This window comes from Pseudonocardia sp. EV170527-09, from assembly GCF_008369905.1.
GTDB lineage: Bacteria > Actinomycetota > Actinomycetes > Mycobacteriales > Pseudonocardiaceae > Pseudonocardia.
This window is the reverse complement of record NZ_VRMC01000233.1, coordinates 1-1,494: the sequence shown is the minus strand read 5'-3', so window position 1 is coordinate 1,494 and position 1,494 is coordinate 1. Positions and strand designations below refer to the sequence as shown.

At 68.8% G+C, this 1,494-nt stretch carries 1 protein-coding gene and 2 pseudogenes; all 3 read right to left on the bottom strand.

Features of this window, described 5'->3' with window-relative positions:
* Positions 1–217, bottom strand: a 217-nt coding sequence (locus FVA95_RS28700) for a sigma factor-like helix-turn-helix DNA-binding protein (protein WP_193564260.1), incomplete at its 3' end; no start/stop codon positions are given.
* A 72-nt stretch (positions 218–289) separates the two neighbouring features.
* Positions 290–927: pseudogene (locus FVA95_RS28695) on the bottom strand (transposase); the annotation flags it as partial.
* A gap of 115 nt (positions 928–1,042) precedes the next feature.
* Positions 1,043–1,270 (bottom strand): annotated as a pseudogene (locus tag FVA95_RS28690) (leucine zipper domain-containing protein); the annotation flags it as partial.
* Between the last annotated feature and the right edge of the window lie 224 nt (positions 1,271–1,494).

The window sequence follows — 1,494 nt, the reverse complement described above, 5'->3', positions numbered from 1 at the left end:
TCCGCGGGAACTGCGCCAACAGAGCCCGCACCTGCGGCTCGACCGCATCAGCCAGCGAACCCCGCGGGCCCCGTTCCCGCCGCGGTGGGCCCGGCGCCCGCAGCGCCGAACGCACCGTGTTCCGCGCGACTCCCAGCCGGCGGGAGATCTCCTTGATCGGGACACCCTCCGCCCGATGCAGACGACGGATCTCGGACCAGTCCTCCACCGACAACACCCCCTCAGCGTCGCCCAGAAGGGGTCAATCCCAATCCGACGTCAGGGGGTCAGTCTCAGGCCGTCGTCGACAGCCGGCGCCGTCCTCACCGGAGACGACCTCCAGCCCGAGCACCTCACGCTGCCCGTCGGCGGTCACCCCGACCGCGATCAGGGCGTGCACGACCTGCGTGCGCCCGTGCTCGCGCACCTTCTGAGTGAGCGCGTCCAGCCAGACGAACGCATACGGGCCGTCGTCGAGCGGGCGCGACCGGAACGCCTCCACCTGCTCGTCGAGGCTCTTGGCCATCTCCGAGACCTGGGACTTCGACAATCCGGCGATGCCGAGCTGGCCGACCAGCTTCTCCACCCGCCGGGTCGAGACCCCGAGCAGATAGCTGGTCGCCACCACCGAGACCAGGGCCTGCTCGGCGCGCCGACGCCGCTCCAACAGCCACTCCGGGAAATACGATCCCGTCCGGAGCTTCTCCGATCGCCAACTCCACCGTGCCGGCGCGGGTGCCCCACTCCCGGGCCCGGTACCCGTTGCGGGAGTTCACCCGACCGTCGGACCGTTCGCGATAACCGGCCCCGCACACCGTGTCCGCCTCGACGGCCATCAGGGTGTCGGCGAACTGCTTGATCATCGCCCGCAGCAAGGTCCGGGCTGGCTTCGGCGAGCCGGTCATCAAGCCAACCCGCTACATCGTTCACACTGTCTGACGCGGCCATCGCGTCTCCTCCCTCGAGAACCAGAACACTCGAAGGATCACGCGGTGGCCGTCTCATATCCCGACCCCACGCCGATCACCAGCAACGACGCCGTACACCATCTCCGGGGACGCAACCGCTCCCGGCGCGTCGAGGTCCGAGACGGGCTGCGACGAGGTCGGCTCGACCGATCCATCATCGCCGCTTCGCCTCCGACCCGGTAACGCTGGGACCAGCGGGCCGCGGTGGTCACACCGACCTGGAACCGCTCCGCAGCGCGGCGCAGTGACCATCCCTGCTCCACCACGCAGCGAGCCAGACGCAACCGACCGGTCGGGGACAACGGGGCGTTAACGTGGACCACGAGGGCCTCCTGGGTCTCTGGTGCAGATGTCGCAATCCACACCCGACCCGGAGGCCCTCCCTCACGTCAAGATCAAACCCGCCAGACCGCCCGTACTCAACCTCCCTGGACATCACACCTAGACGGCTGACCCGTGGGAGTACGCACGGGACTGCCCAGACTTCGGTTGACTCCTGACCTGTGAGGACGTCCTCCTCGCTGGAAGGATCGACACCGTGCCCAAG